A 22560-nucleotide genomic window follows, 5' to 3' on the forward strand; every position below is an offset into this window, starting at 1 on the left:
GAAGCCGGCGGGACCATCCGCCGGTCCGTCGGAGATGGGCGCCGGAAGGCCTTATTTCAAGGCCGAAGTGATGTCTGTCCGCGCGAAGTCATCGCCTTTGAACAACAGCGGCTCGCCGGCCTGTTTAGCGAGGGCATAGGCGAAACAGTCGCCGAAATTCAGCGACGCCGGATGGTTGCCCTTGCCGAACTCGCGATAGGCGCTGCGCGCAATTTCGGCGTGCTCGCGGGTAACAGCCACGACTTCCACCCTCGTCAACTCCAGCAATCGGTCGAAAGCCTTGGCTGCAAAGTCATCTTTCGCCTTGCGATCAATGACCATGCCGCTCTCGAAATAGGTCGCCGCAGACATACGTGGTGATCCGAACATCAGCCGCTCGAGCAGCGCCGTGCCTTCCGGCTCGCCAAATATAATGGCGATCAGGGCCGAACTGTCGACGATCACGCCGGACGTCCCGTCTCCGGGTCATACAGGAAGCCCGTCGGATCTTCACCGGGCTCAAGCGGCTTCAGGTGCGCCTGCATCTCCCGGATCAGCGCCATGACCTCTTCGGCGGCCGCCTTGGGCGGCTCGGCCGGTTCACGCGCCAACTGTTCGCGCAGGGCGACGGTGACCGCCGTGGTCAGGGTTTCCCCCCGTCGCGCAGCCAGCTCGCGCGCCAGTCTATGGGTCTCGGGGTTCTTGATGTTCAGCATGGTGGAAAGGCTTCTACCACAAACCCCGATATCGCTAAAGCGACGCGCAGGCCGCCTCAAGCCAGGCCTTCGCCTCGCCGTCCATCAGCGGTCCGACCTTGGCCCACACCTCGGCGTGGTAGGCGTCCACATAGGCGCGCTCGTCGGCGGTCAGCAGATCGACGTCGATCAGCTTGCGATCCAGCGGAGCCAGCGTCAGTTGCTCGAAGCCATGCATGGGCCGCTCGCCGCCCGGGATCGGCTCCGGCGCCGTCACCACCTGCAGGGTCTCGATGCGGATGCCCCAGTGGCCCTCGCGGTAATAGCCCGGCTCGTTCGACAGGATCATGCCGGTCAGCAGCGGCTGGCTGTTCACCGCCTTGGCGATCCGCTGCGGCCCCTCGTGCACGCCCAGATACGAACCGACGCCGTGACCCGTTCCATGGTCGTAGTCAAAGCCCTGCATCCACATCGGCAGACGCGCCAGGGCGTCGATCTGGTGCCCCGTCGTCCCCGCCGGGAAGCGCACCACCGCCATGGCGATGTGGCCCTTCAGGACGAGGGTGAACATGCGGCGCTGGTCGGCTGTCGGCGCGCCGATGGCCATGGTCCGGGTCACGTCCGTCGTGCCGTCCAGATACTGGCCGCCGCCGTCCACCAGCAGCAGCGAGCCGTTCTCGATCTTGCGGATCGTGCGCGTCACCGGCTTGTAGTGCGGCAGGGCGCCGTTCGGCCCCGCGCCCGCGATCGTGTCGAAGCTCAAATCCTTCAGCGCGCCGGTCTCTTCGCGGAAACGCTCCAGCGTCTCGGCCACCTCGCGCTCATCGGGCAAGGTTTGCTGCGCGGTCGTGTCGACCCAGTGCAGGAACCGGCTCAGGGCCGCGCCGTCGCGGATATGAGCCTGCCGCGAGCCCTCGATCTCGACCGCATTCTTCTGCGCGCGCGGCAGGGTGCAGGGATCCATCCCGCGCACCACGTTCGCCCCGGTCGCCTCCAGCCGGTCGAAATACCAGGCGGACGATTGCCCCGGATCGACCAGCACCTTCTCCCCCGCCAGAGCGTCCAGCGCGCCGTCCAGCGCCTCGGGCGCCTCCAGCGTCACCGCGTCGCCCAGCCAGCCGGGCAGTTCGTTGGTCACCTTGCGCGGGTCCATGAACAGCCGCGCCGTGCCGTCGGTCTTCACAATGGCCTGCGACAGCGGCAGCGGCGTGCGGATCACGTCCCCGCCGCGAATGTTGAACAGCCAGGCGATCGAGGCCGGCGCGGTCAGCACCGTGGCGTCCGCCCCGGCCTTCGCCACCGCCTCGCCGATGCGCGCGCGCTTCGAGGCGCTGCTCTCACCGGCGTATTTGTCGTCGTGCGGCACGACCGGCGCCATCGGCTGGGCCGGGCGCTCGTCGCCCCAGGCCTGATCCACCGGATTGACCTCGACCGGCTTCAACGTGGCTCCCGCCTTCGCCGCCGCCTTCTTCAGCACCGCCAGCGCGTCCGGGCTGTGCAGACGCGGGTCATAGCCGATCACCGCCCCCTTGGGCGCGCGCTCCAGATAGGCGGGCACGCCGCCTTCCACGAGGTCCAGAATTTCGAACTGCTGCGCATCCACCTGCGCCCGCACCTGCACGGTGTAGCGTCCGTCGGCGAAGACCGCCGCCCGGTCCGTCAGAACAACGCCGGCGCCGGCCGAACCGGTGAAGCCGCTGACCCAGGCCAGCCGGTCATTGGCGGCGGGCAGGTATTCGTTCTGGTGCTCGTCCTCGTGCGGGACCAGCATCCCGTCCAGGCCCTGCTCGGCCATCTTCGCCCGCACGCGCGGAAGGTGCTTCGCCCCGAAGGACGGATCGGTGGTTTCGTCATAGGTCTGGCGCATGGCGGAGCCATAGCACCGCCTTGCCGACCGGTTCTAGTTCTGAGGCGCCGTCGGACTGACGACAGCGGGCGCGGTCGTGGCCGGCGCAGGAGCCTCGATCACCACCGGTTCAGCCGCGCGGGCTTCAGCCGCCCGGGCCTCCGCCTCGGCGCGAGCCGCATCGGCGCGGGCGATATCGACACTGGCCTGCGCCCCGGCCACCTGTCCGGCGATCACGGCCTGATCCGCCCTCGCCTGCGCGGCGGCGGTTTCCGCCTGGGCGTCCAACAGGGCGTCCTCCGTCACCGGAGCCGATCCGCGCGCGAAAAGGATCCAAAGCACGGCGATCAGCACCAGCCCGCCGAGGATGCCCGCCACCCACCAGCCGGTGTTGGACTCCTTCACAACGACGGTTTCGACCGTCTCGGAGACGGGTCCGCGCGTGATGAAGGTTTCGCGCACGGTCTCAAGGTTGGGATCAAGGTTCGGATCGTCCTGGGTCACGGTGGCGTCCTCCGGCTATGCGACCGGAACACGCCCACGCGACGGCTGTTCCGCCGTTAACCCACCCGCCGCAGCACCAGCGCGCTCCAGGCATCGCGATGGATCCGGCGCTCCAGCACGAAGCCGCGCGACAGATAGGCCGCCGTCACCCGGCGTTCCTGAGTCCGTAGCAGACCAGACAGGATGGCCACGCCGCCCAGTTTCAGCGCCTCCTTGATGTCCTGCGACAGGCTCACCAGCGGCGGCGCCAGGATGTTGGCGAAGACCAGATCATACGGCCCTTGGCTGCGCACCTTGCGGTCGTTCAGCCCGCTGGCGTGCACGAAGCGCGCGCCGGCCTGATTCAGATGGGCGTTCTCGTTGGCGATCCGCACCGAGGGCGCGTCGATGTCGGTGCCGACGGCGACGCGCGAACCGGTCTTGGCCGCCGCGATGGCCAGCACGCCCGTGCCGCAGCCGACGTCCAGCACCCGCTCGAAGCTTTCGCGCTTCAGCAGTTCATCGAACGCGATCAGGCAGCCGACCGTCGTGCCGTGGTGGCCGGTGCCGAAGGCGGCGCCCGCGTCGATCTTCAGGTTCACCCGGTTCGGCGGGACCCGCCCCTGATCGTGGGCGCCATAGACGAAGAACCGCCCGGCCTCGACCGGCGGCAGGCCCGACAGCGACATGGCCAGCCAGTCGGCGTCGGCCAGCTTCTCGACGATGACCGTCAGTCCCTCATGGGCCGACAGGGTCGCCTCGATGCCTTCGGCCTCCTCATCAGTGGTCGGGAAGGCGTCGATGCGCCACACGCCCTTGTCCTCGTCTTCCTCGAGGATCGAATAGGTCGCGCCTTCCAGCAGGACGTTCTCGTCCAGCGCCGAGGCTGCGGTTTCTGCAACAGCGCGGGGGCCGCGCGCGATAATCTGAACAGCGGACTCGGACATTTCTCAAACACCGCTATGATTGCGAATCGAGGGACGCGCTGGCGTGCTCTCCATCGCCAGCAAACGCAACACTATCCGAGGGGTCGGGGAATTCATGGCCAAAGCACCGTCTAAACCGAGTACCGCCGCCAAGCCGAAGGCGGCGACCGCCGCTTCCAAGCCCAAACCGGCTGCAAAGTCGAGCGCCGCGAAGCCGGCCGCCGCGAAAGTCGCCGCGCCCAAGGCCGCCGCTCCCGCGAAGAAGCCCGCCGCCAAACCGGCCGTGAAGACCGTCGCTCCCGCCAAGGCCGCCGCCCCGAAGACCGCCGCCAAGCCGGCTGCGAAGCCCGCCGCCAAGGCCGCGCCGAAGGCTGCTGCGCCCAAGGCCGCCGCCAAGCCTGCCGCCGCGCCGAAAGCCGCCGCGGCTGCGAAGGCTGTGAAGGCCGCGCCGAAGACGGCTCCGAAGACCGCCGCCAAGCCCGTCGCCGCGAAGAAGCCGGCTGCCGCGCCGAAAGCCGCCGCCGCTCCCAAGCCCGCCGCCGCTCCGGTCGTCGCCGCTCCGGCTCCGGCGCCCGCGCCGACCCCGGCTCCGGCCGCCGCTGCTCCGGCTGCCGCCGCGCCCGCCGCGGCCCCGGCGCCCAAGCCCGCCGAAAAGGGCTTCCTGGGCAAGCTGATGGACGCGATCTTCGGCAAGAACTGATCGCGCTGAAATGAAGAAGGCCCCGGAGAGCGATCTCCGGGGCCTTTTTCGTGTCCGCTGTCCGGCGGCTTATTCCGGCAGGTCTTCCGCCAGGATGGCCATTTCGAACATGAAGCTGCCCGCTTCGTCCTCGTCCTCGAAGACCACGCCGATGAACTCGTCGCCGACATAGACCTCGGCCGAGTCGGCCGGCTTGCCGCGCGGCTTCACGATGATGCCGCCGGTGTTGAAGGTGCGCTTCAGGTGCGTCTCGACGCGCTTCATGTCGGCGGCGTTCATGGGGGTGTCCTCAGAGTCTTGAAATTTCGCCGGACCCTAGAGAAACGGGCGCGGGAGGGAAAGGCCGTATCTCTCCCTTTACCGAAACGCCTCCACCACTTCGCCGAACCTGGCTTCCGCCTCCCTCACCTCACGAGTGAAGGCTGAGACCAGTGGCCAATCCGCTTCCATACGCGCGTAGACCTCGTCGAAGTCCGCCTCTCGATAGAACCGGTAAGCGCCGTCAAAATAACCGAACCAGTCAAACGGCTCGCTTCCGTCAGGTCGGAGATCACCTGCGTTCGGCGTCTGGCCCTTTCGCATACGCGACGCGAACCCGGCGAGATCTGCCATCATCATGTAGGCGTCGATCGAACAATGGATCACACGACGCGCGACACTGTCGCGATCTTCGTGGTCGTCAGGCCAATCCTCGGGGCGCGCCGTGTGCGAGGCGGAGCCGATCTGCGGGCGGGCGGACTGATAGGCCGTTTCCGCCACTTCGAGAGCTGCGAAGAAGCTGGTGATCTTCGCTTCGATATCCTTGGTCAAATGCATTTACGGGCTTGCGGCCCGTCAGTTCAGAACGCCAGCGTGAATCGCCGGGTCAGATCACGAAATCATACACCACATCGGCCAGGGTATGGTCCATCGTCCGGGCCGGGGTCGCGCCGGTCGGGCAGTTGACCAGCCGCGCCGGCACGCCCGCCACGGTGCAGCCCGCCGGGACCGGCTTCAGCACCACCGAACCCGAGGCCACCTTGGCGTAGTCGCCGACGGTGATGTTGCCCAGAACCTTGGCCCCGGCGCCCAGCAGAACACCCTTGCCGATCTTCGGGTGACGATCGCCGCGCTCGGCGCCGGTGCCGCCCAGGGTCACCCCGTGCAGCATGGAGACCTCGTCGCCCACCACGGCTGTCTCGCCGATGACGATGCCGGTGCCGTGGTCCAGGAACAGGCCCGCGCCCATCTTCGCCGCCGGATGGATGTCGATCTGGAACAGCTCGGACATCCGGCTCTGCAGATGGAAGGCCAGGGTGTCGCGTCCCTGCATCCACAGCCAGTGCGCCACCCGGTGCGCCTGCAACGCCTGGAAGCCTTTGAAATACAGGAAGGGCTGCAACAGCGACCGGATCGCCGGATCACGCTCCGACACGGCCTGCAGGTCGGCCTCGGCGGCGGCGACGATGGTCGGATCGGCTTCGAAGGCGTCGCGGCAGACCTCGCGGATCGACATGGCGCCCAGTTCGGCGTCGCCCATCTTGCGCGCGATCTGGAAGCTCAGGGCCGAGGCCATGTCGGCGTGCGACAGGATCACCGCATTGACCAGCGAGGCCAGCGAGGGCTCGGCGCGCGCCGCTTCCTCCGCCGCATTCCGCAACAGGGTCCAGGCATCCGGTTCGGCGGCGACGACTTCGAGCTTGGGCATGACGGGCTCCATCAGGCGATCATACGCTGGCCAGCATGGCCTCCGCCAGTTCGGGCGGCAGTTCGCCCTCTCGCGCCATATGGTAAGCCCGAAGCACTGTCGCGAGGGTAAACATGTCCCGGATCGACCCGCGCCCGATCTCGCGCAGCAGATCGCCGAACGGCACGCGGATCACTCGGATGATCTCCGTCTCGTCCGGCGCCACCGGAACCTTGGTGAAATCCCACGCCAGCCAGGCCATCGCCCGCTCGTCAGTGATCGAATTCGACATCTCCGCGCGGTAGGCCAGCGTCCACTGCGCCGCGGCCAGCCCGGCCTCCTCCGCCAGTTCGCGCTTCGCCCCTTCAAGCGGGTCCTCGTCATAGGGCGCGCCGCCCTCGGGCATTTCCCAGGACCAGTTCATCAGGGCGAACCGCTGCTGGCCCACCAGCGTCACCGTCCCGTCCGCATGCAGCGGCAGCACGCCCACCGACATATTCTGCGGACGCATCACCATATAGTCGGCCTTGTGCCCGGTCGGCGCGGTCGCGTCGTGCCGGGTCAGCTTCATCCACGGGCTCTCGAAGAAGACGCTGTGGCCCGCGTCCCGCCACGGCGGCGGGCGGTCGCTTCCATCATCCCACAGCGGGGTCGGGCGGTCCTTGTCGAAGGCGTCACGGGAGTCGTTCATCCTCCGGGTATGGCGCCCCGGCGCGTGGACGACTAGCTACACCTCATGACCGATACCGATCTGGGCGCCCCCCTGCCCCTCCCGACCGCCTCCGCCGAGTTCGCGGATCGGCTTGCCCGCCGCCGTTCGGCCCCGGCGCAGAGCCTCACCGGCCCCGGCCCGTCGCGCGAGGAGATCGAGCGCATCCTGCTCCTGGGCGCGCGCACGCCGGATCACGGCAAGCTTTTCCCCTGGCGTTTCGTGGTTCTGGGGCCGCGGGCCCGCGTCGATCTGGCTGAAAAGCTGCTGCCCCTCGCCGACGCCCAGCCCGGCGCCGACAAGGCCCGCAAGGTGCTCAGCAAACTGACCGCACCGCCGCTGACCATCCTCGTCATCGCCTCCCCGGTCGACAGCCATAAGGTGCCGATCTGGGAACAGCACCTGTCGGCGGGCGCCGTCTGCATGAACCTCGAACATGCCGCCAATGCGCTCGGCTATTCGGCCAGCTGGATCACCGACTGGTACAGCTATGATGCCGCCGCCAAGGCCCTGCTGGGCGTTCAGGAGGGTGAACTCGTCGCGGGCTTCATCCACATCGGCGCCCTGGCCGAAGGTCCGCTGGAGCGTCCCCGCCCCGATCTGACCGCCATCACTGAATGGAAGCTCTAGGGCGAAAGCGGACGCTGCTCCGGCTTCTAGGAAAAGACCCCGGCCACCTGCAGGCTCGTCGCCAGGCCGAACAGGATCGTCGTCGCCACCAGGGTGACCACCAGTCCGAACTCGACCATGTCCCGCTTCATACGGGAAGGTTGAGGGGATTCGCCTTAACAAACCACCTATGCGCGTCCGCCCGACAGGTAGCGCGCGTGCAGCAGCGGCTTGCCCAGCCAGTAGCAGAGCTCGGCGGGTCGGCTGATGTCCCAGACGGCCAGATCCGCGGCCTTGCCGACCTCGATGGTCCCCACGTCCGTCAGCCCGAGAGCCTTGGCCGCCACCCGCGTCGCGCCCGCCAGCGCCTCCTCCGGGGTCAGGCGAAACTGGACACAGGCCAGGTTCAGCGCCGCCGTCATCGAGGCCACTGGCGAGGTGCCCGGATTGCAGTCCGTCGCCACCGCCATCTCGACCCCATGCCGGCGGAACAGGGCCACGGGCGGCAGGGTCGTCTCGCGCAGCATCAGGAAGGCGCCCGGCAGGAGCACGGCGACCACGCCCGCCTCGCCCATCGCCTTTACGCCCGGCTCGGCCGTATGCTCGACATGATCCGCCGACAGGGCGTTGTATTTCGCCGCCAGCGCCGCCCCGCCGCCGTCCGACAGTTGGTCGGCGTGCAGCTTGACCGGCAGACCCAGCGCCTTCGCCTTGTCGAACAGGCGCGACACTTCCTCCGTCGTGAAGGCGATGGGCTCGCAATAGGCGTCGACCATGTCGACCAGCCCCTCGGCATGGGCCGCGGGCAGAATGTCGTCGATAGCCAGATCGACATAGGCGCCGCGATCCGCCTTCAGCTCGGGCGGCACGGCATGCAGGCCCAGATAGCTGGTGCGCACCCGCACCCCCGCCTCGCGCCCGATCCGCCGCGCCACGCGCAGCATGGCCAGTTCGCTGTCGCGGTCCAGGCCGTAGCCGGACTTGATCTCCACCGTGGTGACGCCCGTGGCCTTCAGCCCCTCCAGCCGTGAGAGGGCGCTCGCATAAAGCTCATCCTCCGACGCCGCCCGCGTGGCCTTCACCGAGGAGACGATGCCGCCTCCGGCGCGCGCGATCTCCTCATAGGTCGCCCCGCCCAGCCGCTGCTCGAACTCGCCTGACCGGTCGCCGCCGAACACCAGATGGGTATGGCAGTCGATCAGCCCCGGCGTGACCCAGCGCCCATCAAGCCCTTCCACCCCCTCCGCCGCCGGCGCCTCCGCCCGCGCCCCGACCCACGCGATCTTCCCGTCGCGGATCAGGATGGCGGCGTCCTCGATCGCGCCATAGGCCGCGCCGCCCTCACGCATCGTCGCCACATGGCAGTCGGTCAGCAGTGTCGTGCTCATCGGGCCTCCGGGCGCGCGGGAGAGAAACGGGCGACCAGATCATAGGCCTGCCCCGGGAAGGTCTGCCACGCGCAGGTCACGCCCCGGCCGTCCGCCCAGGTCCGGCGCTCCACCTTCAGACAGGCCTCGCCCGCCGCCAGGTCCAGCCGCAGGGCCGTCTCCCGGTCCGCCGCCACCGCCGCGATCCGGTGCTCGGCCTCGGTCCACGGCGCCCGCTTCAGCAGCCAGCCGCCCGGCGACACGGTCTCGAACGTCTCATCGGCCGCCTCGGGCGTCGCCTCCAGACCGATCAGGCGTCGCTCCAGCGCGAAGGGCGCGCCGTCGGCCCGGTGCAGGCAGGCCACCGCCACCACCCGCTCGCCCAGCCAGCGCTCCTCGTCCGTCGCCGCCCGCTCGCCGCGTTCGATCAGTTCATAGCCGTAGGCCATGCCGCGCGCTTCGATCTCGGCGGCGATGTCGGGGATGTCCAGCACGGCGGAATGCACCGGCGGTCGCGCCACCACCGACCCCGACCGACGCCGTCGCACGATCAGCCCGCGCGCCGACAGGTCGGTCAGCGCCTTCGACACCGTCATCCGGGCGCAGCCGTACTCGGCCTGAAGCTCCGCCTCCGTCGGCACCCGCGCGCCGGGCGGCCACTCGCCCGACAGGATGCGCCGCTCGATGTCCGCGCCGATCCGGCGATGCAGCGAGCTCATCCGCCCAGCACGGCGTCCAGCGCCCGGCGGTAGCGGGCCTCAATGGCCTCCCGGCCCACATGGCGGCCGTTCTCGACCACCACCCTGCCCCGCCGCCAGACCGTGCGGATCGCCCGCTTCGGTCCGGCGAAGACCAGACTGTCCAGCAGGGCGTCATCGGTCCGGCCCGCATAGGCCAGATCGTCCGTCTCCAGCGAGACGAAGTCCGCCGCCTGCCCGACCGCGATCCCGGTCGTGCCGTTGGTCGCCTGCGCCCCGCCCGCCAGCGCGCGCCGGTACAGCGTCCCGCCGGTCGAGGCTTCCTTGTCCGCCAGCACCGCCCGTCCGCGCCGGGTCAGTCGCTGGCTGTACTCCAGCGCCCTCAACTCACCCGCCGCGTCGATCAGCACGTTCGAGTCGGTCCCGACCCCGAACGCCCCGCCCTCAGCGAAGAAGTCCACCGCCGGGAAGACGCCGTCGCCCAGATTGGCCTCCGTCACCGGGCACAGGCCCGCCACGGCGCCGCTCCGCGCCATCCGTGCCGTCTCGTCCGCCGTCAGATGGGTCGCGTGGATCAGGCACCAGCGCCGGTCCAGCCCGACATTGTCCAGCAGCCACTGCACCGGCCGCGCGCCCGACCACTCAAGGCAGTCCTGAACTTCCCTGGTCTGCTCCGCCGCATGGATATGCACCGGTCCGCCATCAGCCATCGGCACGACCGCCGCGATCTCCTCCGGCGTCACCGCCCGCAGGCTGTGCGGCGCCACGCCGACCACCGCGTCCGGCAGGCTTGAAGCGATCTTCCGGCTCTCATCCATCAGCTTCGCAAAGCCGTCGATGTCATTGATAAAGCGTCGCTGTCCATGCGCGGGCGGCGTCCCGCCGAAGCCCGCGTGGGCATAGAAGACCGGCAGCAGGGTCAGGGCGATCCCGGCCTCCTCCGCCGCCGCCGCGATCCGGCCCGCCAGCTCTCCCCGGTCGGCATAGGCCCGCCCGTCGGGGTCATTGTGCAGATAGTGGAACTCCCCCACCCGGGTGAAGCCGCCCTCCAGCATCTCGGCGAAGGCCAGCGCCGTGATCGCCTCGATCTCCTCCGGCCCGCCCCGGTCGAGGAAGCGGTACATCAGCGCCCGCCAGGACCAGAAGTCGTCGCCCTCATTCGGCCCGCGCGCCTCGGTCAGCCCGGCCATGGCCCGCTGAAAGGCATGGCTGTGCACGTTCGACAGCCCCGGCAGCGCCACGCCCAGATCAACCTCGCCCGGCGCCCGGATCGCGTCGGTCTCCACCGCCGAGACCGCCCCGTCCGCGACGGTGATCCTCACATTCCCGGCCCAGCCCAGCGGCAGCAGGGCGCGGCGGAAGAACAGGCTGTGGGCGGTTTCCGGCACTGGACAACTCTCCATCGACCCGAATATGTCTATACATAATCGAGACCCTGACAAGACGGAGGCGAGCATGAGCGACTGGCTGACGGTGACGCCCGGCGACGCCCCGCTGATCGTCGCCTTTCCCCACACCGGCACGGACATTCCGGCGGCCATCGAGGCCCGCATGATCGACCCGTGGCGCGCCCGCAAGGACGCCGACTGGTGGATCGACCGTCTCTACGCCTTCGCGACCGAACTGGGCGCCACGACGGTCCGCACCGCCATCTCGCGCAGCGTCATCGACGTGAACCGCGACCCTTCCGGCCATTCCCTCTATCCGGGCATGACCACCACGGGCCTCTGCCCCACCGAGACCTTCGACGGCGAGCCTCTCTACAAAGCGGGTGAAGAGCCCGACGCGGTCGAGATCGAGGCCCGCCGCACCGAATTCTTCGATCCGTACCACGCCGCCCTGACCGCCCAGATCGAGCGGCTGTCCGCCAACGGCCCCGTCGTCCTCTACGACGCCCACTCCATCCGCTCGCACGTTCCGCGCCTGTTCGACGGGCAGCTGCCTCAGTTCAACATCGGCGACAACGGCGGCGTCACCTGCGACCCGGCCCTGACCGCCGCCGTTGAGGCCGCCTGCATCGCCTCGGGCGACAGCCACGTCGTCAACGGCCGCTTCAAGGGCGGCTGGACCACGCGGCACTATGGCCAACCCATCCGGGGAACTCACGCCATCCAGATGGAGCTGGCCTGCCGCGGTTACGTCGACGAGCCCGCCGAAATGACCGCCGCGAGCTGGCCCACGCCCTTCGACGCGGGCCGCGCCGCCCCGATCACGCGCACCCTGCGCGATGTCCTCACCGCCGCCCGCGATTTCGCGATCAGCCAGCGGGCCTGACCCCATGAGCAGCACCATGACCTCCAACGCCCGTATCGTCCGCGCGCCGCGCGGTCTTGAGATGACCGCCAAGACCTGGGCCGCCGAGGCCGCCCTGCGCATGATGATGAACAACCTCGATCCCGAGGTGGCCGAGCGCCCGGAAGACCTTGTCGTCTACGGCGGCATCGGCAAGGCGGCCCGCAACTGGCAGGCCTTCGACACCATCGTCGAACAGCTCCGCGCACTCGAGGCCGACCAGACCCTGCTTGTCCAGTCGGGAAAGCCGGTGGGCGTCTTCCGCACCCATGTCGACGCCCCCCGCGTCCTGATCGCCAACTCCAACCTCGTCCCCAAATGGGCGACCTGGGATCACTTCAACGAGCTCGATAGGAAGGGGCTGGCCATGTACGGCCAGATGACCGCCGGCTCGTGGATCTACATCGGCACCCAGGGCATCGTTCAGGGCACCTATGAGACCTTCATGGAGGCCGGACGCCAGCACTACGACGGCGACTGGTCGGGCAAGTGGATCCTGACCGCCGGGCTCGGCGGCATGGGCGGGGCCCAGACGCTGGCGGCCACCATGGCGGGCGCCTCCTGCCTCGCCATCGAATGTCAGCGCAGCCGGATCGAGATGCGCCTGCGCACCCGCTACCTCGACGTCATGGCCGAGACGCTGGACGAGGCCCTGGCGCTGATCGAGCAATCGAAGATCGACAAAAAGCCGATCTCTGTCGGCCTGTTGGGCAATGCGGCTGAAGTTCTGCCTGAACTGGTCAAGCGCGGCGTCCGCCCCGATCTGGTCACCGACCAGACCAGCGCCCACGACCTCGTCAATGGCTACCTGCCCATGGGCTGGACCGTCGCCGAGTGGGAAGACAAGCGCCAGTCCGACCCCGCCGCCGTCGAGGCCGCCGCCCGCCAGTCCTGCGCCGTCCACGTTCAGGCCATGCTCGATTTCGAGGCCATGGGCATCCCGGTCACCGACTACGGCAACAACATCCGTCAGGTCGCCTTCGACGCCGGTGTGGCCAGCGCCTTCGACTTCCCCGGCTTCGTCCCGGCCTACATCCGTCCGCTGTTCTGCCGCGGCGTCGGCCCCTTCCGCTGGGCCGCCCTGACCGGCGATCCGGAGGACATCAAGAAGACCGACGCCGCGATGAAAAAGTTGTTCCCGGACAACGCCGGCCTGCACCGCTGGCTCGACATGGCGGGCGAGCGCATCGCCTTCCAGGGCCTGCCCGCCCGCATCTGCTGGATCGGTCTGGGCGACCGTCACCGCGCGGGCCTGATGTTCAACGAGATGGTCGCCTCGGGTGAGCTGTCCGGCCCCATCGTCATCGGCCGCGACCATCTCGACAGCGGCTCCGTCGCCAGCCCGAACCGCGAGACCGAGGCCATGCAGGACGGCTCGGACGCCGTCTCCGACTGGCCCCTGCTCAACGCCCTGCTCAACACGGCGTCCGGCGCCAGCTGGGTGTCCCTGCACCACGGGGGCGGCGTCGGCATGGGCTACAGCCAGCACTCGGGCGTCGTCATCGTCGCCGACGGCACGCCCGAAGCCGCCGCCCGCCTCGAACGCGTCCTCTGGAACGACCCCGCCACCGGCGTCATGCGCCACGCCGACGCGGGCTATGACATCGCAAAAGCCGCCGCGAAGGAACACGGGCTGAACCTGCCCTCGCTTCGATAAGCCCTCCCCCTCGAGGGGGGAGGGTTGGGTGGGGGTGGTCGCACACTCTTTCCCGCTTCCCGCAAAAGGCTCCGTCGCCTCACGCGCCTGAACCTTCAACAGACTGCCAACACCCCATCCCCGGCCCTTCCCCTCGAGGGGAAGGGAGAAGGATCGAGATGACCCACATCACCATCGGCCAATCCCCGCTCACCCTGCCGCAACTCCGCGCCGTCCTCGAAGGACCCGTCACGGTCAGCCTGACCGACGCCGCCTGGGCCGATGTCGAAAAGGGCGCCGCCGTTGTCGCCGCCATCCTCGCCGAGGGCCGCACGGTCTATGGGATCAATACCGGCTTCGGCCTGTTGGCCAACACCAGCATCGCGCCGGAAGACCTTGAAACCCTTCAGAAGAACCTCGTCCTCAGCCACGCCTGCGGCGTCGGCGCCCCGCTGGACGACAACGTCACCCGCCTGCTGCTGGTGTTGAAGATCGCCAGCCTGTCCAAGGGCGCCTCGGGCGTCCGTCGCGGCACGCTCGAAGCCCTGATCGCGCTGGTGAATGGTGACGTCCTGCCGTCCATCCCGTCCAAGGGCTCGGTCGGCGCCTCGGGCGATCTGGCCCCGCTGGCGCACATGTCCTGCGTCCTCATCGGCGTCGGCGAAGCCCGCCACAACGGCGAGGTCCTGTCCGCCGAGGCCGCCCTGGCCCGCGTGGGCCTGACGCCCGTAGTGCTCGGCCCCAAGGAAGGTCTGGCCCTGCTGAACGGCACCCAGTGCTCGACCGCGCTCGCGCTCGCCGGCCTGTTCGCCGCCGAGGCCGTCTTCGCCGCGGGCATCGCCGCCGGGGCCCTGTCGGTTGATGCGCTCAAGGGCTCGGACGCCCCCTTCGATCACCGCATCCACGCCCTGCGTGGCCAGCCGGGCCAGATCGACGTCGCCGCCCGCCTGCGCGCCCTGATCTCCGGCTCAGCCATCCGCGACAGCCACCGCCACGACTGCGCCAAGGTGCAGGACCCCTACTCCCTGCGCTGCCAGCCGCAGGTCATGGGCGCCACCCTCGACGTCCTGCGCAACGCCGCCGCCATGCTGGAGCGCGAAGCCAACGCCGTCACCGACAACCCGCTGGTCTTCATCGAGGACGGCGACGTGATCTCCGGCGGCAATTTTCACGCCGAGCCGGTCGCCTACGCCGCCGACCAGATCGCCATGGTCCTGTGCGAGATCGGCAATATCTCCGAGCGCCGCACCGCCATCCTCGTCGATCCGAAGATGAGCGAACTGCCCGCCTTCCTGGTCAAGGAAAGCGGCCTGAACTCCGGCTTCATGATCGCCCAGGTCACCGCCGCCGCCCTCGTCGCCGAGAACCGCATGGTCGCCCATCCCTGCGTCATCGACACCGTGCCGACCAGCGCCAATCAGGAAGACCACGTCTCCATGGCCACCCACGGCGCCCGCCGCCTGCTCGACATGGCCGAGAACACCGCCACTGTCGTCGGCATTGAACTGCTGGCCGCCGCGCAAGGGCTGGACTTCCACCGTCCCCTGACCAGCTCGCCCGATCTGGAGCAGGTCTGGAGCATCGTCCGCGAAGCCGCCGAGCCCTACGCCTCGGACCACTATTTCGCGCCGGACATCGAACGCGCGACGGCCACCGTCCGCGCGGGCCGCTACCGGGCGTTCGCGGCGGACCTGCTGCCGTCGGCGTAATCTCCCCTCTCCCATCGGGAGAGGGAATTTATCCACACGACCAAATTCGACGCATCGGCATGTCAGACTGCATCCCGGTCTTTGACATCGCGGTCCGTGACCCTCCGGGTTGAGCATCGGCTGAACGCCCCGCCGCACTGGACATTTCGCCGAGCCCCCCGTCGCTCGACTCGCACCTTCGCGCCCGAGGCCCTCATTCAAGGTTGAAACAGACCCTCCACACTCGGCTAGAGGGAAAAAGTGCACTATGTGCACTCCATTTTTTCCGAGTGCACTTGTCAGTCCTGAAGCGGCGCCCGGGTCAGCGCCGTCAGATTTGCCGAGCCGGTGCAGAAGCAAACGGTCCTCAGTTGCCGGATCAAGGTCTGGAAATGCGCGATCACGGCCTCGGTCGAGACGGTCGCGGCGGCCAGCACCCCGGCCGCCTGACCAACCATGTCGGCGCCCAGCCGCAAGGCCCTCGCCGCATCCACCCCGTCACGGATGCCGCCCGAGCCGATGATCAGGGTCCGGGGACAGGCCGCGCGAACCTCGACGATGGCCTGCGCGGTTGGAATGCCCCAGTCGGAGAAGGCGGCGGCGTGGGTCTTGTCGGCCTCGCTCTCGGCTCTCTCGCCCTCGACCAGGCCCCAGTTGGAGCCGCCCGCGCCGGACACATCCAGCCCCGCCACGCCCATTTCGGCCAGCCGCTTCGCCGTCGCCGCCGAGATTCCCGCCCCGGTCTCCTTGACCACCACGGGGAAGTCCGCCGTCCGCACCAGCGCTTCCAGCGCCGCGCCGACGCCCCACCAGTCGCGGTCGCCCTCGGGCTGACAGGCTTCCTGCAAGGGGTTCAGATGCACGATCAGGGCGTCCGCGGCGACCATGTCCACGATCCGCCGGGCCTCGTCCGCCCCCACGCCCCGCGTCAGCTGGGCCGCGCCGATATTGGCCAGGATCGGGGTGTCCGGCGCCTTCAGACGCAGGCTCATGTCCAGCCCCGGCGTCGGCGCATCGGACTCCAGCGCCGCCCGCTGCGACCCGACCGCCAGGGCGATGCCCAGCGACTGCGCCGCCTCGGCCAGCCGGGCGTTGATCGCTTCGGCCCGCGACGGCCCGCCGGTCATGGCGCTGATCAACAACGGCGCCTTCAGCCGCCGCCCGAGGAAGTCGGTTCCCAGATCGATCTTGCCGTAGTCGAGGTCAGGCAACGCCTCGTGGACGAAGCGCACCGCCTCGAGCCCCGTCCCCCGCCCGTGCCGCGCCTTCCCGGACAGGATCACGTCCAGATGCTGATCCTTGCGAGAGACGATGTCCGGCATGGGCGGCTCCGACGCCGTCAGGGCTTCTTCTCGACGATCAGGGCGTAGGCGCCGGTCTGACCCTGCGCGAACGTCCCGGCGCGGATTTCGTACACGCCGTCCTCCGGCGCCTTCCACTCCAGCTTGGCGTGGGTGTCCGACAGGCTGTCGTCGTCCGAGGCCAGGGCCTCGATCGTGTCGTCCTCCTGCACACGTCCGATGACCAGGAAGCTGTCGACGTCGTTGGAGACCATCTTGATCACCAGCTCCTCGCCCTCCTTCAGGTGGACCCGGTAGGCGTCATAGAAGCTGTTGTCCTCGGCGGTGGCGTCCGTCTCGGTCAGGGCGCCGCGCGCGGTGGCGCCGACCAGCAGGCTGCCCGGCTTGGGTTGCGGTCCGCGGTCCTGAAGCTCCAGCGAGTAAAGGCCCTCGCCGTCAGACCCCAGCGCCGCGGCCCGCAGCACATAGCGACCGTCCGCCGGCAGGGTGAAGGTCAGGCGCGAGTCCGTCCCCTCGCCCAGCCCGTCGTCATCGCGCGCCAGAGCCGTGAAATCGCCCTCGGCGTTGCCGATCTGCAGATAGGTGTCGAAGTCGCCCGAGCGCATGATCGCCCGGACCCGCTGCCCCTCCACGCCCTCGAAGACGAAGGCGTCGTAGCCCCGGTCGTCGGCGTCCCGGGAATCGTTCTCGTCGATCTCGCCCTGCACGGTCCGGCCGAACGCCAGCGGCTGCGGCGGCGCATCCGGGGCGACCTCGGTGATGACCAGCCGGTACTCGCCGGTCGCCTCCGAGAAGGCCCGCGCTTCGATCACATAGGCGCCGTCCTTGGGCAGGGTGAAGACCAGCCGGGAGTTGGTGCCCTCCGGTCCGCCGTCATCGTCGGTCGCCAGACTGCTCTGGTTGTCGTCGAACAGCTCCAGATAGGTGTCGAACACGCCGGAGGTCATGTCGATGCGGACGCGCTGCCCCTCGCGGCCGGTGAACCGGTAGGCGTCGGCATGGACGCCGTTGGCGCTGAGACCGTCCTGCTCGGTCAGTTCCCCGCGCACCGTGTCCCCGATCCGGATCGCCCGCGCCTCGACCGGCGGCGGTCCCTCGGACAGGGTCAGGCTGTAGGGCCCGGTCCCCCCGGCGCTCAGAGGGGTCGCCCGGATGACGTATTCGCCGTCCTCCGGCAGGGTGAAGTTCAGGCGGGAGTTCAGTCCCGAGTCCGGGCCGTCGTCGTTGTAGGCCAGTTCGCTGAAGACCCCGTTCGTCATCCGGCCGATCCGGACCAGCGGGTCGAAGCCCTCGGAGTCCAGCGCGACCGCCACCCGGTCCCCGCGCCGTCCGCCGAAGACGTAGGCGTCGTAGGCGATGCCCTCGTCGCTCTCCGGATCACCGTCGCCGATCTCGCCCTCAATGGTCTGGCCCAGGCGGATGGGCTGCGGCTCCGGCGGCGCCCCGGCCGGCGCCCGCTCGGTCAGGCTCAGGCTGTAGGCGCCGCCGTCGAGCCCCGACAGCGGGCGGGCGCGCAGGATGTAGACGCCGTCGGACGGCGCGGTGAAGCGCAGACGCGAGTCGGTGCCCTCGCCCAGCCCGTCGTCATCGCTGGCCAGCGGGACCTCGTCCTCGCCCTCGCCCTGCTTCTGGACCTGCAGGAAGGCGTCGAAGGCGTCCGAGCGCAGGACCACCTCAAACCGCTGCCCGGCCACAGCGGTGATCGCATAGCCGTCGTAGCGGTAGCCGTTGTCCGGCCCGGTCGGATCGGTGTCGGTGATCTCGCCTTCGATCTGGTCGCCCGGCGCCAACGGCGTCGGGTCCTGCGCGAACGCTGGCCCCGCGAGGGCGGCGACGATCGCCAGACTGCTGACGGCGGCGAGAATGGTCGAACGGCGCATACGGAATCCTCTGGGAGTCTAAGGGGATCATAGACGCCGAACCCGCCCGTCTGTAAATCGCGCGCACCGCACGATTCCTGACGAAACGAACCGGAGCCGAGACCATGACGGCCGAACCCGCCCGCGCGACCCTGATTGACGGCAAGGCCTTCGCGGCCGGTCTGGTGGACCGTGTCGCCGCCGCCTCCGCCCGGCTCGAGGCCGCCCAGGGCGTCAAGCCCGGACTGGCCGTCGTCATCGTCGGCGAGGATCCCGCCAGCCAGATCTACGTCCGCAACAAGGGCGAGACGACCCAACGGGCCGGGATGCGCTCGGACACCCACCGCCTGCCCGATACGACCACGCAGGCCGAGCTTCTGGCCCTGATCGCGACCCTCAACGCTGACACGGGCATCCACGGCATCCTTGTCCAGCTGCCCCTGCCCGGCCACATCGACAGCGCCGCCGTGCTGGACGCCATCGATCCGGATAAGGACGTGGACGGCTTCCACGTCGTCAATGCGGGACGTCTGGCCGTCGGCCTGCCGGGCCTCGTGCCCTGCACACCGCTGGGCTGCATCATGCTGCTGCGCGCCGAACTGGGCGACCTGACCGGGCTAAACGCCGTGGTCGTGGGCCGCTCGAACATCGTCGGCAAGCCGATGGCCCAGTTGCTGCTGGCCGAGAGCTGCACCGTGACCATCGCCCATTCGCGGACGAAGGACCTGCCCGCCCTGTGTCGCACCGCCGACATCGTGGTCGCCGCCGTGGGCCGCCCGGAGATGGTGCGCGGCGACTGGATCAAGCCGGGCGCCACCGTCATCGACGTGGGCATCAACCGCGTGCCCTCGAAGGATCCGGTGAAGGCCGCCGAGGGCAAGACCCGCGTGGTCGGCGACGTCGCCTTCGACGAGGCCGCCGTGGTCGCCGGACGCATCACCCCGGTTCCGGGCGGCGTCGGCCCCATGACCATCGCCTGCCTGCTGGCCAACACCTACACCGCCGCCTGCCGCAGCGCGGGTGTGGACGCCGAGTCCCTGGACGCTTGAACCCGGCTCCGAACCGGCTTCATAGTTCGCGCAGCTCCCAGGAGAGGTCGATGACCCAGCGCTCCCATCGCTTCGCCGCCGTCATGCTGGTCATGGCCACGGTGCTTGCGGGATGCGGTCTGAACGCCAGTTCCACGCGCGAGGAGATGGCCCAGGCCCGCTGGGCCGATGTTCAGGCCCAGGATCAGAACCGCGCCCGACTGACCGCTGACATGGTGGGCGCGCTCCAGGGCGCGGCCGCGCCGCAGGACATCGTCATGCTCCGCCAGATCGGAGCCGGGATCGCCCCGCCCGTCTCCACGCCCGAAACGCCGACCGACCCCGCCGCTTTCCGCCGCTATCAGGCCGCCCAGCTCCGGTTGACCCGCTCACTCGCTCAGCTCGAGCAGATATCGACCCACTACCCCGAGCTTCAGTCGAACCAGAGCTTCGTTGTCCTCCGCTCCCGTCTGGAGGGCAGCAAGGGCCGGATCGCCGTCGCCCGCAACGACTACAATGAGGCCGCCGAAAGCTATAATGCGGCGCTCGGTCACTTCCCGGCCTCACTCTGGTCCGGCGGCCGCGAAAGGATGCAGGTCTTCACGCCGGAGCCGTCCGTGCCGGGCGCCGGTTCAGGAACGAGATAGTCGCCTCTCCGGTTACTCCACCGCAACGCCTGTCATGAGTTCAGGTGTAGAAGGGAACGAACCCATCGGCCCGTGTCTTCGGGGCCAGCCTGGAACGCCATGCCCCGCCTGTTGACCTATAACGTCCACCGCTGCGTCGGCGTGGACCGCAAGCTGGACGTCAGCCGCATCGCCGCGGTCATCGCCGAGCATGAGCCCGACATCGTCTGCCTGCAGGAGCTGGACGTGGGCCGTGCCCGCACCGGCTACGTCGATCAGGCCCAATCCATCGCGGCCCAGCTGAAGATGACACACCACTTCCACCCGGCCATGCGGGTCGAGGCGGAACTGTACGGCGACGCTGTCCTGACCCATCTGCCCGAGCGTCTGATCCGCTCCGCCGCCCTGCCGACGGTTCGGGGCGTCCCCGGGCTGGAGCCGCGCGGCGCCCTGTGGGTCGCCATCGAGATCGGCGGCGCCACGCTCAACGTCTTCAACACCCATCTGGGGTTGGTCCCGCGCGAACAGAGGCTTCAGGCCAAGGCCCTGGTGGGCGATCAGTGGCTGGGCCATCCGGACTGCACCGGTCCGACCCTGCTGACCGGCGACTTCAACGCCACCTCGATCACCCGCCCCTACCAGACCCTCGCCGGCAAGCTGGCGGACTGTCAGCGGACCCTGGGCCTGAAGCCGTCCGTGAAGACCTTCCCCTCCAGCTTCCCCGCCATCCGCATCGACCATTGCTTCACCAGCCCGGAGGTGATGGTCACCGGGGTGAAGGCGCCGTTCTCGCCTCTGGCGCGGATGGCGTCGGACCACCTGCCGCTGATCGTGGACTTCGAGATCAGGCAGCCTTGACCCGCAGGCGGCGGTGCGACGTCGCCCGCCGCTTCCACGGTCTGAAGGCGTCCCGCATCGAGGTTGGGTCGCCCAGCTGGAACTCGGCGATCACCTGTTCGACCCGTGACGGCGGCGTCGCGCCGAGCACTTGCATTCGCCCCGTGTCAAAACGGTGGACGGCCATGCCGACCGAGCCGGTGAGCTCCTCCGCCGCGCCGAACGCCTCGGCGTCCACACCGATCCAATGTCCCAGCGTCCGGTGGCGGAAGCGCCGGATGGCGTCAGCGCCCTGCTCCGTTCCCGGCGCGACGGCGACGTCGCATTCGGTGTCAAAGCCCAGCGAGCGGTTGTTCAGATTGGTCGATCCGACCCGCAGCACCTGATCGTCATAGATGGACACCTTGGCGTGGACGATGATCCTCTGACCGTTCGCCGTGTGCGGCGCGAAGGCGAAGAAGCGGTTGTTCCGGTCCGCCTGCTCCAGCCGGTACAGAACCTCCGAGCGCGCGGTATCCATGGTCAGGCGGTCGAACCAGCTCGGACTGCCGCCCGTCGAGACCAGCACCACCTCCGGCCCGTCCCATTCCGCCAGCCGCTCGGCCAGCGCCGCGGCGATCACCGGCGAGGTGAAGTACTGGTTTTCCAGATAGATCAGCTTCTTCGCCCGGCGGATGGCGTCGACATGCAGCGCCTCGTTCTCGCGCGTCTCGGCCCACTGGCCGAAGCCCGGCTCGGTTCGGGCGATGGCCATGGGGGTGTCGAAGATGTCGGGCTCGACTTCATCAGGCCAGGGATCGCTCGCCGCCACGTCGACGATGGTTCGCTCGCCGGTCGCCTTGCGCCAGCGCTCCCGCGCCAGATCGCCCAGCGCCCGCGCGGCGGGACCATCGACCACGCACATCACCTCATGCCGGGGCGGCGCGATCAGGCCGGACGGCAGACATCGCCTCGGGTCGCCGTCCAGATGCTCGTCGCAGTCCCAGCGATCAACCGAGATGTCGCCCCCGCCGACAAAGGCCACGGCGTCGTCGATGATCACCACCTTCTGATGGTGGCAGGCGCCCGGCGCCGGCGGCGGGTCCAGCCGGAGCTCGACCATTCGCTTGCGGAACCATGCCTGCGCCCGCTGGGGGAAAAAGCCCTGGGAGGCGGCGATCAACAGGGGCGACTTCCAGATCAGAAGCCGCACGTCCAGCTGGGGCTTGGACTTCACCAGCATGCGCAGCAGCCGACCGATCTCGTCGGTCGGCCCGGCGTTGGCGATGTCGGGGTGCAGGCGCGTCCGCGGATCAAACTGCCAGCCCAGCAACACGACCGACCGCTCCGCCTTGTCGAGCGCCGACCGCAGGGCGGAGAAGTAGGCGGCGTTCTCCATCAGCACCGCAAAGCGGGTCGCCGTCTCCACCCGCCAGCAGTTCTGGCCCGGCGCGAACAGTGTCTCGTGGTGGTGTTCCATGCCGCTAGGCCTGACCGATTCGCATGACGGCGGCATGCGCCTCCCCGCTTATGAGACGTCTGCCGTGTGTTTCCGTTCCCACACGGTCACGCCTACGGTCAATGGTGACGCTTTGTTCATGGAACCGGCATTGTTTCGGGAAAGGTTTGGGCGCAT

General features: G+C 69.1%; 23 protein-coding genes. 8 read left to right on the forward strand and 15 right to left on the reverse strand.

Translation table 11 applies throughout. From position 1 onward, the window contains the following. Window positions 1-51: 51 nt before the first annotated feature. Genes FKQ52_RS09615 through FKQ52_RS09635 form a run of 5 tightly spaced genes read right to left on the reverse strand, consistent with a single transcriptional unit; the run spans window position 52 to window position 3950 of the window. The gene (locus tag FKQ52_RS09615; RefSeq protein WP_141626982.1) at window positions 52-444 is read right to left on the reverse strand and encodes a type II toxin-antitoxin system VapC family toxin; all 393 of its coding nucleotides are present in this window, start codon (window positions 442-444) and stop codon (window positions 52-54) included. Continuing rightward, window positions 441-695 carry a type II toxin-antitoxin system VapB family antitoxin gene (locus FKQ52_RS09620; RefSeq protein WP_141626983.1) on the reverse strand — a complete coding sequence of 85 codons (255 nt, stop codon included), beginning with the start codon at window positions 693-695 and terminating at the stop codon, window positions 441-443. Before FKQ52_RS09620 ends, FKQ52_RS09615 begins: the two co-directional genes overlap by 4 nt. Before the next feature lie 34 nt (window positions 696-729). After that, window positions 730-2541, reverse strand: coding sequence for an aminopeptidase P family protein (locus FKQ52_RS09625; RefSeq protein ID WP_141626984.1), 1812 nt, complete (start codon window positions 2539-2541; stop codon window positions 730-732). Window positions 2542-2574: 33 nt separating this feature from the next. Further along, entirely contained in the window at window positions 2575-3024 is a 450-nt protein-coding gene (locus FKQ52_RS09630; RefSeq protein ID WP_141626985.1) for a hypothetical protein, read from the reverse strand. 56 nt (window positions 3025-3080) lie between these two features. Continuing rightward, the gene (locus FKQ52_RS09635; RefSeq protein WP_141626986.1) at window positions 3081-3950 is read right to left on the reverse strand and encodes a 50S ribosomal protein L11 methyltransferase; all 870 of its coding nucleotides are present in this window, start codon (window positions 3948-3950) and stop codon (window positions 3081-3083) included. Window positions 3951-4044: 94 nt separating this feature from the next. Between FKQ52_RS09635 and FKQ52_RS16445 the strand changes: the two genes are divergently transcribed. Continuing rightward, entirely contained in the window at window positions 4045-4629 is a 585-nt protein-coding gene (locus tag FKQ52_RS16445; protein WP_168196823.1) for a hypothetical protein, read from the forward strand. A 69-nt stretch (window positions 4630-4698) separates the two neighbouring features. Here the strand turns inward: FKQ52_RS16445 and FKQ52_RS09645 are convergent, their stop codons facing one another. From FKQ52_RS09645 to FKQ52_RS09660, 4 genes are all read right to left on the reverse strand, one after another. Further along, window positions 4699-4908 (reverse strand): DUF3126 family protein, encoded by a 210-nt coding sequence (locus tag FKQ52_RS09645; RefSeq protein WP_092310331.1) that lies wholly within the window; start codon window positions 4906-4908, stop codon window positions 4699-4701. Window positions 4909-4986: 78 nt separating this feature from the next. Continuing rightward, window positions 4987-5439: a hypothetical protein gene (locus tag FKQ52_RS09650; RefSeq protein ID WP_141626987.1), complete on the reverse strand. Its 453-nt coding sequence runs from the start codon at window positions 5437-5439 to the stop codon at window positions 4987-4989. 55 nt (window positions 5440-5494) lie between these two features. Further along, window positions 5495-6316: a serine O-acetyltransferase gene (gene cysE / locus FKQ52_RS09655; RefSeq protein ID WP_141626988.1), complete on the reverse strand. Its 822-nt coding sequence runs from the start codon at window positions 6314-6316 to the stop codon at window positions 5495-5497. A gap of 19 nt (window positions 6317-6335) precedes the next feature. Then, on the reverse strand, window positions 6336-6986 hold the full coding sequence (locus FKQ52_RS09660) for an NUDIX domain-containing protein (RefSeq protein ID WP_141626989.1): 651 nt from the start codon (window positions 6984-6986) through the stop codon (window positions 6336-6338). Window positions 6987-7031: 45 nt separating this feature from the next. On the opposite strand from FKQ52_RS09660, the gene FKQ52_RS09665 reads away from it, so the two are divergent. Further along, the gene (locus FKQ52_RS09665; RefSeq protein ID WP_141626990.1) at window positions 7032-7634 is read left to right on the forward strand and encodes a nitroreductase; all 603 of its coding nucleotides are present in this window, start codon (window positions 7032-7034) and stop codon (window positions 7632-7634) included. 167 nt (window positions 7635-7801) lie between these two features. Here the strand turns inward: FKQ52_RS09665 and hutI are convergent, their stop codons facing one another. From hutI to FKQ52_RS09680, 3 genes are read right to left on the reverse strand one after another with little or no spacing between them, the layout of a single operon-like run. After that, window positions 7802-9001: an imidazolonepropionase gene (gene hutI, locus FKQ52_RS09670; RefSeq protein WP_141626991.1), complete on the reverse strand. Its 1200-nt coding sequence runs from the start codon at window positions 8999-9001 to the stop codon at window positions 7802-7804. Beyond that, complete coding sequence (gene hutC / locus FKQ52_RS09675; protein ID WP_141626992.1) at window positions 8998-9699, reverse strand: histidine utilization repressor; 702 nt, start codon at window positions 9697-9699, stop codon at window positions 8998-9000. Before hutC ends, hutI begins: the two co-directional genes overlap by 4 nt. Then, window positions 9696-11066, reverse strand: a complete 1371-nt coding sequence (locus FKQ52_RS09680; protein ID WP_370450940.1) for a formimidoylglutamate deiminase — start codon at window positions 11064-11066, stop codon at window positions 9696-9698. The genes hutC and FKQ52_RS09680 overlap by 4 nt, the downstream gene beginning before the upstream one ends. Before the next feature lie 67 nt (window positions 11067-11133). On the opposite strand from FKQ52_RS09680, the gene hutG reads away from it, so the two are divergent. The 3 genes from hutG to hutH all read left to right on the forward strand — a co-directional run bounded on the left by hutG (window position 11134) and on the right by hutH (window position 15315). Continuing rightward, the gene (gene hutG, locus FKQ52_RS09685; RefSeq protein WP_141626994.1) at window positions 11134-11952 is read left to right on the forward strand and encodes an N-formylglutamate deformylase; all 819 of its coding nucleotides are present in this window, start codon (window positions 11134-11136) and stop codon (window positions 11950-11952) included. A 16-nt stretch (window positions 11953-11968) separates the two neighbouring features. After that, window positions 11969-13627: a urocanate hydratase gene (gene hutU, locus FKQ52_RS09690; protein WP_141628309.1), complete on the forward strand. Its 1659-nt coding sequence runs from the start codon at window positions 11969-11971 to the stop codon at window positions 13625-13627. Between the two features lie 158 nt (window positions 13628-13785). After that, window positions 13786-15315: a histidine ammonia-lyase gene (gene hutH / locus FKQ52_RS09695; RefSeq protein ID WP_141626995.1), complete on the forward strand. Its 1530-nt coding sequence runs from the start codon at window positions 13786-13788 to the stop codon at window positions 15313-15315. 278 nt (window positions 15316-15593) lie between these two features. Here hutH and fni read toward each other — a convergent pair whose 3' ends face one another. Together fni and FKQ52_RS09705 are read right to left on the reverse strand one after the other, a co-directional pair. Next, on the reverse strand, window positions 15594-16616 hold the full coding sequence (gene fni / locus FKQ52_RS09700; protein WP_141626996.1) for a type 2 isopentenyl-diphosphate Delta-isomerase: 1023 nt from the start codon (window positions 16614-16616) through the stop codon (window positions 15594-15596). A gap of 17 nt (window positions 16617-16633) precedes the next feature. Beyond that, the gene (locus FKQ52_RS09705) at window positions 16634-18475 is read right to left on the reverse strand and encodes a PPC domain-containing protein (protein ID WP_141626997.1); all 1842 of its coding nucleotides are present in this window, start codon (window positions 18473-18475) and stop codon (window positions 16634-16636) included. Between the two features lie 104 nt (window positions 18476-18579). On the opposite strand from FKQ52_RS09705, the gene folD reads away from it, so the two are divergent. The 3 genes from folD to FKQ52_RS09720 all read left to right on the forward strand — a co-directional run bounded on the left by folD (window position 18580) and on the right by FKQ52_RS09720 (window position 20966). Continuing rightward, entirely contained in the window at window positions 18580-19503 is a 924-nt protein-coding gene (folD, locus tag FKQ52_RS09710; RefSeq protein ID WP_141626998.1) for a bifunctional methylenetetrahydrofolate dehydrogenase/methenyltetrahydrofolate cyclohydrolase FolD, read from the forward strand. Window positions 19504-19553: 50 nt separating this feature from the next. Further along, window positions 19554-20129 carry a LemA family protein gene (locus tag FKQ52_RS09715; RefSeq protein WP_141626999.1) on the forward strand — a complete coding sequence of 192 codons (576 nt, stop codon included), beginning with the start codon at window positions 19554-19556 and terminating at the stop codon, window positions 20127-20129. 99 nt (window positions 20130-20228) lie between these two features. After that, the gene (locus tag FKQ52_RS09720; protein WP_141627000.1) at window positions 20229-20966 is read left to right on the forward strand and encodes an endonuclease/exonuclease/phosphatase family protein; all 738 of its coding nucleotides are present in this window, start codon (window positions 20229-20231) and stop codon (window positions 20964-20966) included. Here the strand turns inward: FKQ52_RS09720 and FKQ52_RS09725 are convergent. Next, entirely contained in the window at window positions 20953-22404 is a 1452-nt protein-coding gene (locus tag FKQ52_RS09725; protein ID WP_240811610.1) for a phospholipase D-like domain-containing protein, read from the reverse strand. The two genes, FKQ52_RS09720 and FKQ52_RS09725, sit on opposite strands and share 14 nt — an antisense overlap. Window positions 22405-22560: the final 156 nt, after the last annotated feature.

This window comes from Brevundimonas sp. M20, assembly GCF_006547065.1.
GTDB lineage: Bacteria > Pseudomonadota > Alphaproteobacteria > Caulobacterales > Caulobacteraceae > Brevundimonas.

Excerpts from the sequence above, each read along its gene's own strand:
- FKQ52_RS09620 (WP_141626983.1), bottom strand. The coding sequence starts at position 695 with ATGCTGAACATCAAGAACCCCGAGACCCATAGACTGGCGCGCGAGCTG.
- FKQ52_RS09625 (WP_141626984.1), bottom strand. The coding sequence starts at position 2,541 with ATGCGCCAGACCTATGACGAAACCACCGATCCGTCCTTCGGGGCGAAG.
- FKQ52_RS09635 (WP_141626986.1), bottom strand. The coding sequence starts at position 3,950 with ATGTCCGAGTCCGCTGTTCAGATTATCGCGCGCGGCCCCCGCGCTGTT.
- FKQ52_RS16445 (WP_168196823.1), top strand. The coding sequence starts at position 4,045 with ATGGCCAAAGCACCGTCTAAACCGAGTACCGCCGCCAAGCCGAAGGCG.
- FKQ52_RS09645 (WP_092310331.1), bottom strand. The coding sequence starts at position 4,908 with ATGAACGCCGCCGACATGAAGCGCGTCGAGACGCACCTGAAGCGCACC.
- cysE (WP_141626988.1), bottom strand. The coding sequence starts at position 6,316 with ATGCCCAAGCTCGAAGTCGTCGCCGCCGAACCGGATGCCTGGACCCTG.
- FKQ52_RS09660 (WP_141626989.1), bottom strand. The coding sequence starts at position 6,986 with ATGAACGACTCCCGTGACGCCTTCGACAAGGACCGCCCGACCCCGCTG.
- FKQ52_RS09665 (WP_141626990.1), top strand. The coding sequence starts at position 7,032 with ATGACCGATACCGATCTGGGCGCCCCCCTGCCCCTCCCGACCGCCTCC.
- hutI (WP_141626991.1), bottom strand. The coding sequence starts at position 9,001 with ATGAGCACGACACTGCTGACCGACTGCCATGTGGCGACGATGCGTGAG.
- hutC (WP_141626992.1), bottom strand. The coding sequence starts at position 9,699 with ATGAGCTCGCTGCATCGCCGGATCGGCGCGGACATCGAGCGGCGCATC.
- hutG (WP_141626994.1), top strand. The coding sequence starts at position 11,134 with ATGAGCGACTGGCTGACGGTGACGCCCGGCGACGCCCCGCTGATCGTC.
- hutU (WP_141628309.1), top strand. The coding sequence starts at position 11,969 with ATGACCTCCAACGCCCGTATCGTCCGCGCGCCGCGCGGTCTTGAGATG.
- hutH (WP_141626995.1), top strand. The coding sequence starts at position 13,786 with ATGACCCACATCACCATCGGCCAATCCCCGCTCACCCTGCCGCAACTC.
- fni (WP_141626996.1), bottom strand. The coding sequence starts at position 16,616 with ATGCCGGACATCGTCTCTCGCAAGGATCAGCATCTGGACGTGATCCTG.
- FKQ52_RS09705 (WP_141626997.1), bottom strand. The coding sequence starts at position 18,475 with ATGCGCCGTTCGACCATTCTCGCCGCCGTCAGCAGTCTGGCGATCGTC.
- folD (WP_141626998.1), top strand. The coding sequence starts at position 18,580 with ATGACGGCCGAACCCGCCCGCGCGACCCTGATTGACGGCAAGGCCTTC.
- FKQ52_RS09715 (WP_141626999.1), top strand. The coding sequence starts at position 19,554 with ATGACCCAGCGCTCCCATCGCTTCGCCGCCGTCATGCTGGTCATGGCC.
- FKQ52_RS09720 (WP_141627000.1), top strand. The coding sequence starts at position 20,229 with ATGCCCCGCCTGTTGACCTATAACGTCCACCGCTGCGTCGGCGTGGAC.
- FKQ52_RS09725 (WP_240811610.1), bottom strand. The coding sequence starts at position 22,404 with ATGGAACACCACCACGAGACACTGTTCGCGCCGGGCCAGAACTGCTGG.